We start from the raw sequence: 13,505 nt of genomic DNA on the forward strand, positions 1-13,505 counted from the left end.
CTGTTCCCCGCCCTCGAACACCCCCCACAGCGCAGGAACCCGCCATGCCCCCCTCCTCCCCGTCCCCGAGCGCCTCCTCGCCCCTGACCGACGCCCTCGTCCACGCTCTCGTCGGGCTCGTCGCCACCGGCGTGATCCTCGCCCACACCGCCTGGCTCGGCGGGAACCTCGCCACCCTCGCCACCGACTCCGGGTCCTGGGCCCCCTACACCCCCACCGACGCGCTCACGCACCCCGACCGGCTGTGGCCCCGCACGCCAACCGTCGGCCTGGTCATCGGCTGCTGGATCATCCCCGGCCTCCTGGCCCTTGCCGGCCTGCTGGCCGCAGGGTGGTGGTGGCGCGATCACCGCCCCGGCCGTCCACGCCCGGTGCGGCGGCTGGCCAGCGCCCGTCAGGTCGCCCCGCTCCTGCCCCGGGCAACTACCGCCCGGGCGCGGCAACTTCGCCCCGGCCTCGCGCGGCGCCCCGCTGCCGAGCAGATCGGCATCCAACTGGGCCACCTTGCCCCCACCAGCCGGCCCGTCTTCGCCAGCTGGGAGGACGTCCAGGTCGCGATCATGGCCCCGCGCTCGGGCAAGACCACCAGCCTGGCGATCCCAGCCGTGCTTGCCGCACCCGGACCGGTGATGCTTACCAGCAACAAAGCCGGCGGCGACGCGTTCACCGTCACCCACACCGCCCGCGCCCGAAAGGGCCGCGTGTGGACTCTCGACCCTCAGCAGGTCGCCCACGCCGCGCGGGAGATGTGGTGGGACATCCTCGCCGAGGCCACCACCGCCGAAGGCGCCGCGCGCCTGGCCGGCCACTTCGTCGCCGCCACCATCAGCGACTCCGACCGCGACTTCTGGTCCTCGGCCGCCCAAAACACTCTGACCTCGCTGTTTCTCGCCGCCGCCCGCACCCGGCGTCCGGTCACAGCCGTCCTCGGGTGGCTGGCCGCCCCCGCAGATCGCACCCCGATCGACGCGTTGCGCGACATCGGTGAGGATCACCGCGCCGACCAGTTGGAAGGAACGGTCGCTGGAGCCGCTGAAACCCGCGATGGAATCTATGAGACGGCACGGCAGTTCGTCGCCTGCCTGCTCGATCCCTCCGTCGCCGCCTGGGTCACCCCCCAACCCGACCTTCCGCAGTTCCAGCCTGAGGAGTTCGCGCGCTCCCGCGACACGCTCTTCCTGCTGTCGAAGGACGGGGGAGGAGGGGCCGGCGGGGTGATCGCCGCAGCGGCCGACGCCGTCATGCGCGCCGCCGTCCGCACCGCCGAACGAGCCGGAGGACGGCTGGACCCCCCGATGATCTGCGTCTTGGATGAGGCCGCCAACATCTGCAAAATCGCCGATCTCCCCGACCTGTATTCGCACTTGGGCAGCCGCGGCGTCCTTCCCCTGACGATCCTGCAGTCCTACCGCCAAGGCCAGCGCGTGTGGGGCGAGGTGGGGATGGACGCCCTCTGGTCAGCCGCCACCATCAAGATCATCGGTGCCGGTGTCGACGACCCCGACTTCGCCGACAAACTCAGCAGGTTCGTCGGCGAGCACGAAGTCCCCACCACCTCCCGCTCCTGGGGCGAGCAGGGCCGCTCCACCAGCATCTCCACCCGCACCGAGCGCATCCTGCCCCCGGACCAGATCCGCGCGCTCCCCAAAGGCCAAGCCCTGCTGCTGGCCACCGGACTGCCTGTCGCGCTGATCACCCTCACCCCCTGGTATCGCCGCCCTGACGCCGAGCAACTGGCAGCCGAATCCGCCGCCCAGACCCAGGGCATCACCCACCGCGCCACTCACCCGACCCCCACGAGGGACGCGTTCCGAAAGGCCGCCTGACCACCCGCCCCCGCCCTGAAGGAAAGCCGACCGTATGGCACCACCTGACCTCGCCGCTTTGACCCGACTCCTCACCTACATCGAGAGTTTCAGCGACACCGACCCACCTCCCGAAGCCGACTTCATCGCCGCCGGTCTCGACCCACGCCTGCGACCCTTCCTCTCCACGGCCCCACACGCCGAGGTCTTCCTCACCCCACCCGCACCTCCCGCCACCCGTCTCGACGAACTGTCGCGTCAAGCAGCCAGGGCCGAGGACCTGGCTGACCTTGCTGCCCTCGTCCACAGCGCCCTGACCGAGCACCTCACACAGCTGGCAGGGTTTCTCCGCAAAGCGACCATCCGAGCAGAGGCCCTCGATCCCACCGCCCACGTGCGCGGCCGTATCTTCGTCGACTCCGACCTCGCCCGCGGTGTCCACGCGACGGCCCGCCACCTCGCCACCATGGCCGTGGTTCTCCCCGCCATCGCCGCCAGTAGGAACGCCCTTGCCACGCCGGACCGGCACCACCACACCAGCAGCACTGCCACCCCACCGGGCCCCGTCACGCTGACACCAGCACAGCAACGAGCACTGGAGATCATCGACCAGCACCCAGTGCAGATGCGGGAGTCACGCGTGGGCCAGGCAAAGATCTCCACCGACATCGACGCACGCATCTCCATAGCCACCTACTACGCCCTGGGGAACAAGGGGCTGGTTCGCCGAGACACCAGCACCAGTCTCTACCACGGACAGACCATCACCCTCACCCCGGACGGAAAGCGTGCCCTCGCCGCCCTCCGGGCCACCCCGCGCCCTCAACCGCCTAATCCTGCCACTCCGCCTAGCCCACCATCCAGCCGCAAGCGCTAACCCACTAGCACACCCGCACTTTTCACGGTGCGACGGCCCGGCGGGCACTCACTCTCAACCGGTATGAGAAGAACTTGACATCTATGAAGCGTCCCCTAGACGTCGATCCCGAGGACCACCAGCAAGTGATGCTGCTCGCACGGGCTATGAAGGTTTCCCCTAGTGCGATCATCGCGCACCTACTTCGCCATTACGCTGAGTCCGCAAACGAAGATCCAGGCCTCGAAGGTGCACACGTCTCCGTTTACGCGATTTATCATCGCCATCGCGCCGAAGGGTATTTCTATCCCGCCACGGGCGCCCTCAGTATCCTCTCCGGGCCCGGTGCGGGGCACTACACGACGGCCAGTGGTGCCGCCGGCGCGGTGATTAAGGCGACACGCCCCCATGTCAAACCCACTCGACCGGGTTGGACTTTTTGGCGCCTGTCCGAAAATGGCGCCTTCCTGGAGACGATCCGTCACACCGTAGGACGGCCAGGCCGTGCCGCCCCGCGCTCTCAGCTGCCGCCCAGTCCGCCATCCGGCCGTAGTCGCTGAGCCAGCGATTCCAAGCATCTCTCAATTCTGGAGCTGCCCCTGTGACACCGATCCCCACACTGCGCCTCTTGTCCCTGGGCGCCGGAGTTCAATCCACCGCCCTCCTACTCCTGGCCGCCCGCGGCCGACTCGACTCCCTCGACGGTGCCATCTTCGCGGACACCAAATGGGAGCCTGAGACTGTATATCGCCACCTCGACCGCTTGGAACGGGAGGTAGCCCAACCTGCCGGCATACCCATCCACCGCGTCTCGGCTGGCGATATCCGCGCAGATGCTCTCAACCCGAAGAAGCGATTCGCCTCCATGCCGCTCCACATCCTCAACCCTGACGGAAAGCCGGGGATGATGCGCCGGCAATGCACATCCGAATACAAAATCAAACCCATAAAGCGGCAAGTGCGTCATCTCCTTGGGTTTCCCCATCCCACCCGCGTGCCCAAGGGGATATGCGTCGAACAGTGGATCGGAATATCAATCGATGAATTCCACCGTGCCAAGGACTCCGACGTCCGCTACATCACCAACCGCCACCCCCTGATCGACCTCGGATGGACCCGCGACGACTGCCTGACCTATCTGCGGGAGCTGGGCTTCGAATCCACCCCGAAATCCGCCTGTCTCGGTTGTCCATATCACGGGAATGCGCAATGGCGGAAGATCCGCGACGAAAGCCCGCAGGAGTGGGAAGATGTCGTCGCCTTCGACACCGCGATTCGGTCCGGCAACGCCCGCGCAAACGCAGCCGGAAACCCTCTACTCGGGCAGGCCTTTCTCCACCGCTCCCGCCTCCCGCTATCCGAGGCTCCGATCGACCGGTTGAGCGCACGGGAGTGGGCCGAACGCCAGCCACCCCTGCCTGAGACAGCAGAGGAAGTTCTCGAAGCCGGGGTCGAGGACGGATGCTCACCGTGGTCCTGCCGCTCCGACGCCCCCGTCCCCTCCGACTATGACCAAGCGGCCTGATGCCGCCTCACCTCCGACTCGGTCCCGGGCGCATCCCGCCCGGGACCCGCATCAGTCACCTCGCCCACCACGGCCGACATGGCGTCCTCATCGCCATCGAAACCGCCGCAGCCCGGTGGCGCCCCGACATCCCCTGCGGTGCCCGCAAGGCCCGTGCCCCCTTTGACTCGACGCCCCTGCCGGCGGGCCAGATGTACACCGGGCCCTACAACCGAGCCGCCCGCCGCGCCGCCGACGCCCTCACCGACTCCGGACACGCCGGTCGCATCCTGATCCTCTCCGCCCGCTACGGACTCCTCGATCCCGCTGAGGCGATTCGCTCCTACGACCTCCGCCTCGGCGCCCCAGGCAGCATCACCACCGAGCAACTGCGCCAGCAGGCAGACGACTTGACCCTCAACGGTGCACTCGTCACCGTGCTGGCCGGCCGTACCTACACCGACCTGGTACGCAGCGTCTTCCCCGACGCACACACGCCGCTGGCCGGTGCCCGCGGAATCGGCGATCACCTCTCACGCCTGGCCCACATCAGCCGAGCAACCACCCCTACCACTCCGACCACCCTGGCCAGGTCAACCCCCCGACGGGCGGGACGATGATCCTCGACCTCTTCGCCGGGGCCGGTGGTTGGGCCGTCGGCCTGGCCCAACTCCGCACGAAGAGTCGGGAGATCGGCCTCGAGCTGGACGCCGCTGCCTGCGCCACCCGCGCCGCCGCCGGACACCTCACCATCCGCACCGACGTCATCCACCAGGTCGGCGGCGTCCCCCCCCAGCCCTCGCCGCGTATCTGCTCCACCCGCACGTTACCGGCTCCGGCGACTTCACCCTCGCGGCCTGACGCCCTCCCGCCCTCGGCCCCGGAGGTCCTCCTTGTCTCTCCTCCAGCACGCGGAGCAGGCGGTCCTGGGCGCTTGCCTCCTCGACCCCACCCAACTCGTCCACCTCAAGCAACAACGCCTGAAGCCGGAGGACTTCGAGAAGCCGATCCACCGAGCGATCTACCAGGCGCTCCTCGACCTCCACGACACGAAAACACCGACCACCACCACTGCCTGGCCCACCGCAGTCCTCGCCCAAGCACGCCGCTACGTGCGCGGGCTCAATACCTCCTACCTCTACCGCGTCACCGGCGCCTGCCCACGGCCCAGCCACGCCCCCACCTACGCCACCATCGTCCGCGAAGGAGCCACCCGCCGACTCCTCATCCAAGCGGCCACCCGCCTGCAACAGGCGGCAGGGGAAGGAGCGCTCCTTCGCGTCATCGACGCCGCCGAACCCCTCATCACCCAGTTCCAACACCATCCCCCACCCCCAGCCATCCACCGCGACCCCTCCGCCCCACCGGACCCGCCACCGACCGATCCTGAACACGTCGCCGACGAACTCGACCTTCTCACCACCCTCACCCACCACCCCGAAGGACTTCGCGACATCCCCTGGCTCCACCCCACCGACTTCACCAACCCCACCCGAGCCCACCTCTACCAGTGCCTGACCGCACTCGCCCACCGCGGCGACCCCATCGACTCCCTCACCCTCCACTGGGAGATGCACCGCCGCCAAACACTCAACGGCGACGCATCCCACCATCTCGACGCCATCGCCGACCATCCCACCGGCAGTTCACCAACTTTCCTCGCTGATCGGCTCCTTACTTCTTCGGTCCTTCGCGCGGCTACCCGCACCGCCGAGACCATCCACACCCACGCCACCAACGAAGCGACGCCCCTGCGCACCGTCGTCCGTCACGCCCAACAGCCACTGAACTACCTGGCCACCACCATTCGCCGTTGGCAAGCCAGGCACCCCACCTCTGGCAGCCGTTCACGCGCCACCTCCACGGCAGGACCAGCCCCAGTGACTGCCCACCGCCACGTTTGACCCAGTGGGAACACCGAACCCGCGTCGCGCCGATCAGAGGTCTCGGGAACGACCCACGGGCCCACGGCCGATCCACGGTCGAACGCGTGGCCGTGCTGCCTCGGGCGGGTTGACGATCTGGGTGGTGCTCCGTACTAGCTGGTGGTGGAACGGACTCCGTGGGGAATGAACGGCTTGTCGGGGCTGAAGGCGGTGGTGCGCACGCCGGGGTGGGTGGTGGGCAGGTCATGGGCTGTCGTCAGGATGAGCTGCGCGGCCTCTCCTGCGTCTGCGCTGGCCGCGATGATGGCTCGCAGTGCGGCGTTGGTGTGGCGTTCTCCGACGTCGCCCGCCCCCAGTCCGTCGAAGGGGGAGTCGGCCCATAGCAGGCCGGGCAGCCGCGCGCCGGGCAAGGTCCGCGCGGCGGTGAACAGGGCCAGGTACATCGCGAGGTTGGCCAGGGCCAGTAGACCGGCGCTCGTGGCGAGTTCCCTGATTGGCCTGCCATTCGCCCGAGGACGCAGGGTCAGGGCGTCGATGGAAGCGGTACGCACCTCGCTGCGGTCGGTCAGGGCCAACAGGTAGTCCGAGTACAGACGGGAGAGTTCCTTTGCGACGCGCTGCTGTTGCGCGTCCACCTCGTCCTGCGCGACCTCCCAAGCTCGCTTGGCCTCCTCCGCGCGGGTGGCGGTGTGCTCTACCTCCCGCTCCAGCAGTGAGATCTCGGTGAGCTCGCGCCGATGCTCGGCCAGCGCCTCCAGCCGTGCCTGGGTCACCTTCACCATGGTCTCGGCGCGCGCCTTCTCCTCTTCCGCGGGCGCGATCTGGCTGACTCGGTAAGCCTCGGCGTCCGACAGGGCGTCGCTCAGTTTCTTCTCGGCGGTCAGGCGGTCCCGCACCGCGGTCTCCTCCGCCTGACGAGCGTCAGCGACCGACTTCACCAACGCGGACGCCTTCTCGTCGGCGGCCTTCTCCTCCTGCCCCAGCTGTGCCTCGATCTCGGCAGCGTGCTGGCCACATACCCCACACAGCCCAGGAGCCCGAGACGGCAACGACTGCCGGCACGCGGGACAGCCCGTGCGCCCGTTCAGTTCTTCTCGCAGGACCTTGTACCTCTCCCGTGCTCCACCGAGCCGCTCCAGGAGCGGTCCGATCCGATGTGCCGCCTCCTGAGCCACCCCCGCTGCGGCGGACACCTGCTCCCGTGCGCTTGCGACCTGCGCGGTCAACTCGTCGTAGCAGCCCGTGCGTTCCTTGAAGGATTGGGCAGTTCGTTCCTGCTCCTGTTTGGCCTCCCGCAGCCGCTCCCGTAGCCGTTGCTCCTCGACATCGAACTCGTGCTCAGTGAAAAGGCCCTGCGCCCGCCGGCGCTCCCGGGCCTTCTCCAACCGGTTGGCGGCCTTCCGCGCGCCGGACGCAGTGACTTTCTGCCGAGAGCGCAGGTGGCAGGCGCGTTCATCCGAGATCCCGAGCACGATTCGCATCGTCAGATCGTGGTCAGTCCCTCCCGTGCGATGGCCGAACAGCGTGGGGGAGCTGGCCAGGGCCTGCGGGAAGTACAGCAGCCGCATCACGCTGTCGATCGTGACCTTCCCGCTCTCGGTCTCCACCGAGGGCACGCCCATCAGACCCAGTGCGAAGCGACCTGCGCTGTCCGAACCATCCTTCGGCTTCACCGACCGCCGCTGAACCTCACCTCCTCCCAGGCAGGCGAACTCCACCTCGCCGGCCGACAAGTCGCAGCTGGCCGTCCACACCCCCGAGGCCGTGCCCAGGGTGAGCCTGATCCCCTTCACCTGGTTACGGAAGGGCTCGGGTAGCCCGGTCAGCGGGGTCGTTGCCCCCAACGCCACCCAGGCCGACTCCGCGCACAGACTGCCGGCCGAACCAGTTGTCGCCCGGTAGTGCCGAAGTTGCGCCGCGTGGGAGAGCCCGTCCCACACCCCGTCGATCAACCACTCCTGCCGCAGAAACTTGAACTCCACACCGGCCTCGCTTCCCTGGGGCGACCGGGCGCTCGCCGGCCACGCAAGCCCCAACGACTCCCTGCCTCGCCGGATACGCCCTGCGCGGCACGGGGCCGAGACACGGTGGACGTCGCTCACCCCCCGCTTACGACTACCACCGGCACTAGACAAACCGGGCCGAGGGCCGGGGACATTCTGCGCGATCGTCTCGCTGGTCGACACCGCCTATCCGGCGGGCGAGGCGCTGGACGCCTACCACCTCGGCGCCGGCGGGCTGTCCGTGCCGACCTATCTGGACACGGTGCGCCCCGGCTCCACCAGCGTGGTCTCCGAGATCGACCCCGGCGTGATCGAGATCGACCGGGAACGACTGGGCGTGGCGACCGGTGAACGTCTCCAGGTGCGGGTGGAGGACGCCCGGTTGGGGCTGCGCCGGCTCGCCGACGACTCCCGCGACCTGGTCGTCGGCGACGCGTTCGGAGGCGTCAGCGTGCCTTGGCACCTCACCACCCGCGAGGCGCTGGCCGACGTCGGGCGAACGCTGCGCCCCGGGCGGCCACAGGCAGTACACCGCGCAAACGGCGGTGAAGGTTCGTCATGCCGGGGACGGTAGGAGGCCGCTCTGTCATGTTGTGGGACAAACGGATCAACGGTGTAGCTTGATCCGAGGAATGGATTCCCACATGTAGTGCAACAGCCAGACGTATCTGGGGCGCGATCCGCGATTTCCGCATCACGTTGAACCGGTCCCGGCGTCGAAGTGGGCAGTCCAAAGAACCAGACCTTGCGGGAACCTCGCTTCGTCGGCCAAAGGGAAGTCACTAGAAATTGAGGGGCACAGGGAATTCGTTTCGTTCTAATGGCCTTCTCGACGCGGCACCTGTAGACGGCGGTGCTCGTGCAGCCACTGTTCGATCTCGTGGGGGCGGAAGCGCAGTTGCTGCCCGATGCGATAGCTCGGTACCTTTTCGCGTGCGTGGTTTTCGTAGACCCACGACGTAGGCTTGTCGAGGAACTTAGCGAGATCCTTGACTGTCCATAGGGTGTTCTTCATTTCATGATCTCCTTGGCGCCAGCGTTGTCTTCGGACAGGTTAAGGAAATCAGGCGGTCACCCCAAACGGGCGAGACCGGGTGAGTGCCCGGCTCGTTCAACATCCAGCACTGATCCAGCACGATGGGCGTGAACGGACCGAAACGGGCGGCAACGGAAGCCAGCACCGAGTCAGCACGGCAGGTGGAGGCGACTCAACTCCCCTTGTGTCGCAACGGCTTGACCAGCACATTTGCGAACAAGGGGAGTTGGTGGTAGGAGCGCATCGAGCAGTTCGAGAACATCTGGCTCCGCACCCAGCGGTACGACGAGAACGGCCAGGTCAGAGGCGGCACGGGCGGGGTCTGCTACCTGTACTTCCCGACCAGCCCCACCGCCCGCCAACGCCGCGCGCTGCGGCGGCTGGGCTGCCGCTGAGCGCCGGCGGCCCTCCTGGGTGAGGGGTGGCCGCAGCGGTCGACCGTGACCGTGGTCGGGCGGTGTTCCCGTCAACGAGAGACCCGTGGGGAGGACCTCCCGGCCGGGGTCACGGTCGTGCGCGGGCGCGGCGTGGGTCGCGCGGCCCGTGGTGGGGGAGGCGAGAATGTCTGGTGCTCCGGTTCCAGAAATCTCCTCAGGAAATCCGGATGGGGAGCGTCCCCTTCCCGACGGGGATCGGCAGGCGTTGCGCGTAGGTGCGATGGGACTCGGGGCGGAAACGTCCCGCGTTTCCCCGCGTGTTCATCACGGGACTGGTCGAGGCGAGGTCGTGTCGCACCGCGCCCCAGGTCGCGGGGGCGGTCAGTCGCTGACGCCGCGCGGCCTCCTCCCAACCCACACAGCGCGCGCGGGCGCGTTGTGTGTTTTCGGTGACGGCCCGTCAGTGGGTGACCGAGGTCGTCTTGTCGGGTCATGTCGAGCCTCGTCATTCTGGACGCTCCGAATGCCGGTCTCCTCTGAGAGGAATTCACTGTGCGCCTTCGATCCGCTCTCGTTCTCGCCCCGCTGACGCTCGCGCTGGCCGTCGGCGGCGTGTCCACCGCGAGCGCCGCCACCGAGCCGGCGGAGAGTCCCATCGACGCGACCCTCAACGTCACCGTCGACATCGTCGGCGTGGTCGGCTGCGTGGTCGACGCGGCCGGGAACCCCACGAACCCGACCGTGCTGCTCAACTGTCTGACCGGCCGCTGACGCGCGCCTCGCGCTGAACGGAGGCCCCCGCCAGCCGGCGGGGGCCTCTTCTCCTCCGGGTCTGACCCGCCTTCCGGCGGCCTGCCGACCGAGGCGTCGCCGAGCCGCTGGGAAGCGCTCGGGCACCCCAGGGCGGATGCATCACGTCTCCCCGGGCCGCTCGTAAGGGAGTTGACGCGTGGGCGACCCACCGGCGCGTTCCGCATCCGAGGGGCGGAACGGCCGCGCGGCTGCTGGCAGGATGAGGAACGCGGCGATGCCGGACGGCCGTTCGGCCGGCCTCCGGGGCGCCCCCGCGCGGTCGGCATGGCGCCGTCCCGGCAACGCCCGTGCAACCCGGCGGACTTCACCTTTCGAACGTAGGTCGACATGACTGCTCACGCATCAGGGACAACGGGCCGTGACCGCCCCTCGGACACGCGCGCCACGCCAACCGGAGCCGCCCGGGGGGAGGGCGGGGAGCCGGCGCCCGCGCCGGGGATCGGCCCGCGCACCGGCGCCGTGCTGGTCTTCGGGTCTTCGGCGGCGGTGCTCGTCGTCGAGCTGGTCGCGCTGCGGCTGCTGGCGCCCTATGTCGGGCTCACCCTGGAGATGAACACCATGGTGATCGGCATCGCCCTGACGGCGATCGCCCTGGGGGCGTGGGCCGGTGGGCGGGCCGCCGACGTGATGGCGCCGCGCCGGACCCTCGGGCCGCTGCTGGGGCTGTCCGGGGTGGCCGTGGCGTTGACGCCGAGCGCCGTGCGGCTGGCCGGCGCGGCGGACGGCGCGATGGCGCTGTTCGTCGGCGGCTGCTGCCTGTTCGTGCCGGCCGCGCTGCTCACGGCGGTCACCCCGATGGTCACCAAGCTGCTGTTGGTCGACCTGGAGGTGACCGGCACGGTGGTGGGGCGGCTCTCGGGAGTCGGGACGGCCGGCGGCATCGCCGGCACGGTGCTGACCGGGTTCGTGCTGGTCTCGGTCGTCCCGGTCAGCGTGATCCTGATGGGCCTCGGGGTCGTCCTGCTGTTGGCCGGTGTCCTCGTCGACGCCTCGACGCGGGACTGGCGGCGCGGGCGGCGGATGTTGTTGGCTGGTGTGGCCGTCGGCGGCAGCGTCGCCGGGGGAGCGGCGGTCCCCAGCGGGTGCGACGTGGAGACGCGCTACCACTGCGCGGCGGTCGAGGAGGACCCGGAACGGGACGGCGGCCGGACCCTCGTCCTGGACGGTCTGCGCCACTCCTACGTCGATCTCGACGACCCCGAGCACCTGGAGTTCGCCTATGTCCAGGCGATCGCCTCCCTGATCGACACCGCCTACCCGGCGGGTGAGGCGCTGGACGCCTACCACCTCGGCGCCGGCGGGCTCTCCGTGCCGACCTATCTGGACGCGGTGCGCCCGGGCTCCACCAGCGTGGTATCCGAGATCGACCCCGGCGTGATCGAGATCGACCGGGAACGACTGGGCGTGGCGACGGGAGAACGACTCCAGGTGCGGGTGGAGGACGCCCGGTTGGGGCTGCGCCGGATCGCCGACGACTCCCGCGACCTGGTCGTCGGCGACGCGTTCGGGGGCGTCAGCGTGCCCTGGCACCTCACCACCCGCGAGGCGCTCGCCGACATCGGACGGGTGCTGCGCCCCGGCGGCCTCTACACCGTCAACATGATCGACCACGGCGAACTCGCCTTCGTCCGCGCCGCCGTTCGCACGTTGGATGCGGAGTTCGAGCATGTCGCGGTGGCGGGGCGGCCGGGTGCCTTCGAGGGCGAGGGCGGCGGCAACTTCGTCGCCACGGCCTCCGACACCCCCTTCGACGCTGAGGCGTGGGGCGAACGCGTCGCCGAGCGCGGCAGCGGCTGGCGGGTCGTCGAGGGTGCCGCGCTGGCGGAGTGGATCGGCGAAGCCCGCGTACTGACCGACGACTTCGCGCCGGTCGACCAACTCCTGACCCCGCACCCGCAGCGCCGCTGAGCCCTGCGGGCGGCGCGACGGGGCACGGTATCGCGGTGCGACGGGCCCCGGCGAACGCCGTCGCCGGGGCCTCGCGGTCTGGCTGGTGGTGACGCCGTGGGTGTGGCGGTAGGTCGCCGGCAGCCGGTTCGGTGTGCCCGTCTTCGCCCGGCAGGAGCCCGCTATGGCGCGGATTTCCAAGGGCCCGAACCCGTCGCGGGTGAAGACCCGGTCCGGGAACGGTCCAGTAGGTGCTCGATGTGGTGAAGCCTGGCGTCACGCTCAGGGGCAGGCGACGAGTTCGCGGATCGGCCAGCGGGTGAGGGGCTGACCGAGCGTGGTGGGGCGGGTGTTGGCCGTCTGGACGACGAAGCCCTCGTCGTCAGGGTGAGCAGGGGAGGGACTCCCGCCCATGGAAGGTCCAGGCAGGCCGGGCCGACCTCGTTGAACCGGCGGATCACCTCCCGACGGTGTCCTCGTCGGCCTGGAGTTGGACTTTCCTCGGGCAGGATCTCCACTCGCTGATGGTGGTCATGGCCGTGGTCACGACCTCGATGGTAGGTCCCCTGCTGGCCTGGATCGTCGGCCGCGGTCTCCGGTGCCGACGAGCGGAGTCGCATCAGTCCGTGATCGGTGAGGGCGGCGATCTCCTGGGGATAGCGGGAGTTCACGTAGAGGCGGTTGTCCTCCTCCGGCAAGCCGTTACGGAGTCCGGGCCAGTCGGGGGCGGCGGCGCGTTCCTGGAGCCGTGCGAGCCCCTCGGTGAAGCGTGGGTCGGGCGGAGAAGCATCAGTGGGACGAGGTACCTGGAGGTCGCACGGGTATCCGAGAGCCTCGGCGATATCCGCGGCGGCGCCTCCGTAGCCCGCGGCGATGTACAGCGGAACTCCGGCCGCCGGGGCCAACGACGCCTCCTCGACGGTGCCGGTGCCATGGGTGCGGCGCGTGCGGCTCCCGCGTCAGGGCCGGGGCGGGGTCAACAGGGCGGTCTCGGCGGGGGAGATGTCGAGGCGGAGCGTTTCGGGGACGGTCGGGCGGAAGAGGGCGACCTCGCCGGGGGCGAGGCGGGATGTGTGGGCGGCGGCCTCGGCGCCCAGCAGGCGCGCGACCTGGGGCGCGTGGGCGGCGTCGAGGGCCAGCAGCATGTGCGGGCGGTGCCAGAACGCGGCGCGGCGCGGCACGGTGCGCGTGACATGGACGACGGTGCGCCAGGGCCCGTCGGCCAGCGCGGCGGGCGGGGCCTTGCTCCGGTCGGTCACCAGCGCCTGCGGGCCGGCCGCCACGGTCGGCGGGGCGGGGGCGTGGTGCGGCCAGTCGTGGGCGGCCTCGGCCAGCCGC

The 13,505-nt window shown here is 69.7% G+C and carries 10 protein-coding genes and 4 pseudogenes; 9 read left to right on the forward strand and 5 right to left on the reverse strand.

Annotation, left to right across the window (positions count from 1 at the left end; translation table 11 throughout):
- Positions 1 to 44: 44 nt before the first annotated feature.
- The 5 genes from EBN88_RS00525 (at position 45) to EBN88_RS00545 (ending at position 6,069) form a co-directional block, all read left to right on the forward strand.
- A complete protein-coding gene (locus EBN88_RS00525) occupies positions 45 to 1,826 on the forward strand; it encodes a type IV secretory system conjugative DNA transfer family protein (RefSeq protein WP_122181751.1) in 1,782 nt (593 codons plus the stop codon).
- 34 nt (positions 1,827 to 1,860) lie between these two features.
- Positions 1,861 to 2,682 (forward strand): hypothetical protein, encoded by an 822-nt coding sequence (locus EBN88_RS00530; protein WP_122181752.1) that lies wholly within the window; start codon positions 1,861 to 1,863, stop codon positions 2,680 to 2,682.
- A 607-nt stretch (positions 2,683 to 3,289) separates the two neighbouring features.
- The gene (locus tag EBN88_RS00535) at positions 3,290 to 4,186 is read left to right on the forward strand and encodes a hypothetical protein (protein ID WP_233580351.1); all 897 of its coding nucleotides are present in this window, start codon (positions 3,290 to 3,292) and stop codon (positions 4,184 to 4,186) included.
- Positions 4,186 to 4,785, forward strand: a complete 600-nt coding sequence (locus EBN88_RS00540; RefSeq protein ID WP_122181753.1) for a DUF6884 domain-containing protein — start codon at positions 4,186 to 4,188, stop codon at positions 4,783 to 4,785. The genes EBN88_RS00535 and EBN88_RS00540 overlap by 1 nt, the downstream gene beginning before the upstream one ends.
- A 273-nt stretch (positions 4,786 to 5,058) precedes the next feature.
- Entirely contained in the window at positions 5,059 to 6,069 is a 1,011-nt protein-coding gene (locus EBN88_RS00545; protein WP_158621293.1) for a DnaB-like helicase N-terminal domain-containing protein, read from the forward strand.
- A 134-nt stretch (positions 6,070 to 6,203) separates the two neighbouring features.
- Here EBN88_RS00545 and EBN88_RS00550 read toward each other — a convergent pair whose 3' ends face one another.
- Entirely contained in the window at positions 6,204 to 8,033 is a 1,830-nt protein-coding gene (locus EBN88_RS00550; RefSeq protein ID WP_122181755.1) for a coiled-coil domain-containing protein, read from the reverse strand.
- On the opposite strand from EBN88_RS00550, the gene EBN88_RS32530 reads away from it, so the two are divergent.
- A complete protein-coding gene (locus EBN88_RS32530; protein ID WP_147472613.1) occupies positions 8,023 to 8,628 on the forward strand; it encodes a fused MFS/spermidine synthase in 606 nt (201 codons plus the stop codon). The genes EBN88_RS00550 and EBN88_RS32530 overlap by 11 nt on opposite strands.
- A 243-nt stretch (positions 8,629 to 8,871) precedes the next feature.
- On the opposite strand, the gene EBN88_RS00560 is transcribed toward EBN88_RS32530, so the two are convergent.
- Positions 8,872 to 9,069: a helix-turn-helix domain-containing protein gene (locus EBN88_RS00560; RefSeq protein ID WP_122181757.1), complete on the reverse strand. Its 198-nt coding sequence runs from the start codon at positions 9,067 to 9,069 to the stop codon at positions 8,872 to 8,874.
- A 269-nt stretch (positions 9,070 to 9,338) separates the two neighbouring features.
- Here EBN88_RS00560 and EBN88_RS31425 point away from each other — a divergent pair.
- From EBN88_RS31425 to EBN88_RS00575, 3 genes and pseudogenes are all read left to right on the forward strand, one after another.
- Positions 9,339 to 9,485: pseudogene (locus EBN88_RS31425) on the forward strand (peptidase C39 family protein); the annotation flags it as partial.
- Positions 9,486 to 10,019: 534 nt separating this feature from the next.
- The gene (locus EBN88_RS00570) at positions 10,020 to 10,238 is read left to right on the forward strand and encodes a hypothetical protein (RefSeq protein ID WP_158621294.1); all 219 of its coding nucleotides are present in this window, start codon (positions 10,020 to 10,022) and stop codon (positions 10,236 to 10,238) included.
- Between the two features lie 369 nt (positions 10,239 to 10,607).
- Positions 10,608 to 12,188, forward strand: coding sequence for a fused MFS/spermidine synthase (locus EBN88_RS00575; RefSeq protein ID WP_199742203.1), 1,581 nt, complete (start codon positions 10,608 to 10,610; stop codon positions 12,186 to 12,188).
- A 90-nt stretch (positions 12,189 to 12,278) separates the two neighbouring features.
- Here the strand turns inward: EBN88_RS00575 and EBN88_RS31430 are convergent.
- From EBN88_RS31430 to EBN88_RS30345, 3 pseudogenes are all read right to left on the reverse strand, one after another.
- Positions 12,279 to 12,657 (reverse strand): annotated as a pseudogene (locus EBN88_RS31430) (IS630 family transposase); the annotation flags it as partial.
- A 346-nt stretch (positions 12,658 to 13,003) separates the two neighbouring features.
- Positions 13,004 to 13,084: pseudogene (locus EBN88_RS32625) on the reverse strand (hypothetical protein); the annotation flags it as partial.
- A gap of 42 nt (positions 13,085 to 13,126) precedes the next feature.
- Positions 13,127 to 13,505 (reverse strand): annotated as a pseudogene (locus EBN88_RS30345) (hypothetical protein); the annotation flags it as partial.

The sequence above is a fragment of the Streptomyces triticirhizae genome (assembly GCF_003696235.1).
Lineage (GTDB): Bacteria > Actinomycetota > Actinomycetes > Streptomycetales > Streptomycetaceae > Streptomyces > Streptomyces triticirhizae.

Coding starts and splice junctions, on each gene's coding strand:
- EBN88_RS00525 (WP_122181751.1), top strand. CDS start 45: ATGCCCCCCTCCTCCCCGTCCCCGAGCGCCTCCTCGCCCCTGACCGAC.
- EBN88_RS00560 (WP_122181757.1), bottom strand. CDS start 9,069: ATGAAGAACACCCTATGGACAGTCAAGGATCTCGCTAAGTTCCTCGAC.
- EBN88_RS00530 (WP_122181752.1), top strand. CDS start 1,861: ATGGCACCACCTGACCTCGCCGCTTTGACCCGACTCCTCACCTACATC.
- EBN88_RS00540 (WP_122181753.1), top strand. CDS start 4,186: ATGCCGCCTCACCTCCGACTCGGTCCCGGGCGCATCCCGCCCGGGACC.
- EBN88_RS00575 (WP_199742203.1), top strand. CDS start 10,608: ATGACTGCTCACGCATCAGGGACAACGGGCCGTGACCGCCCCTCGGAC.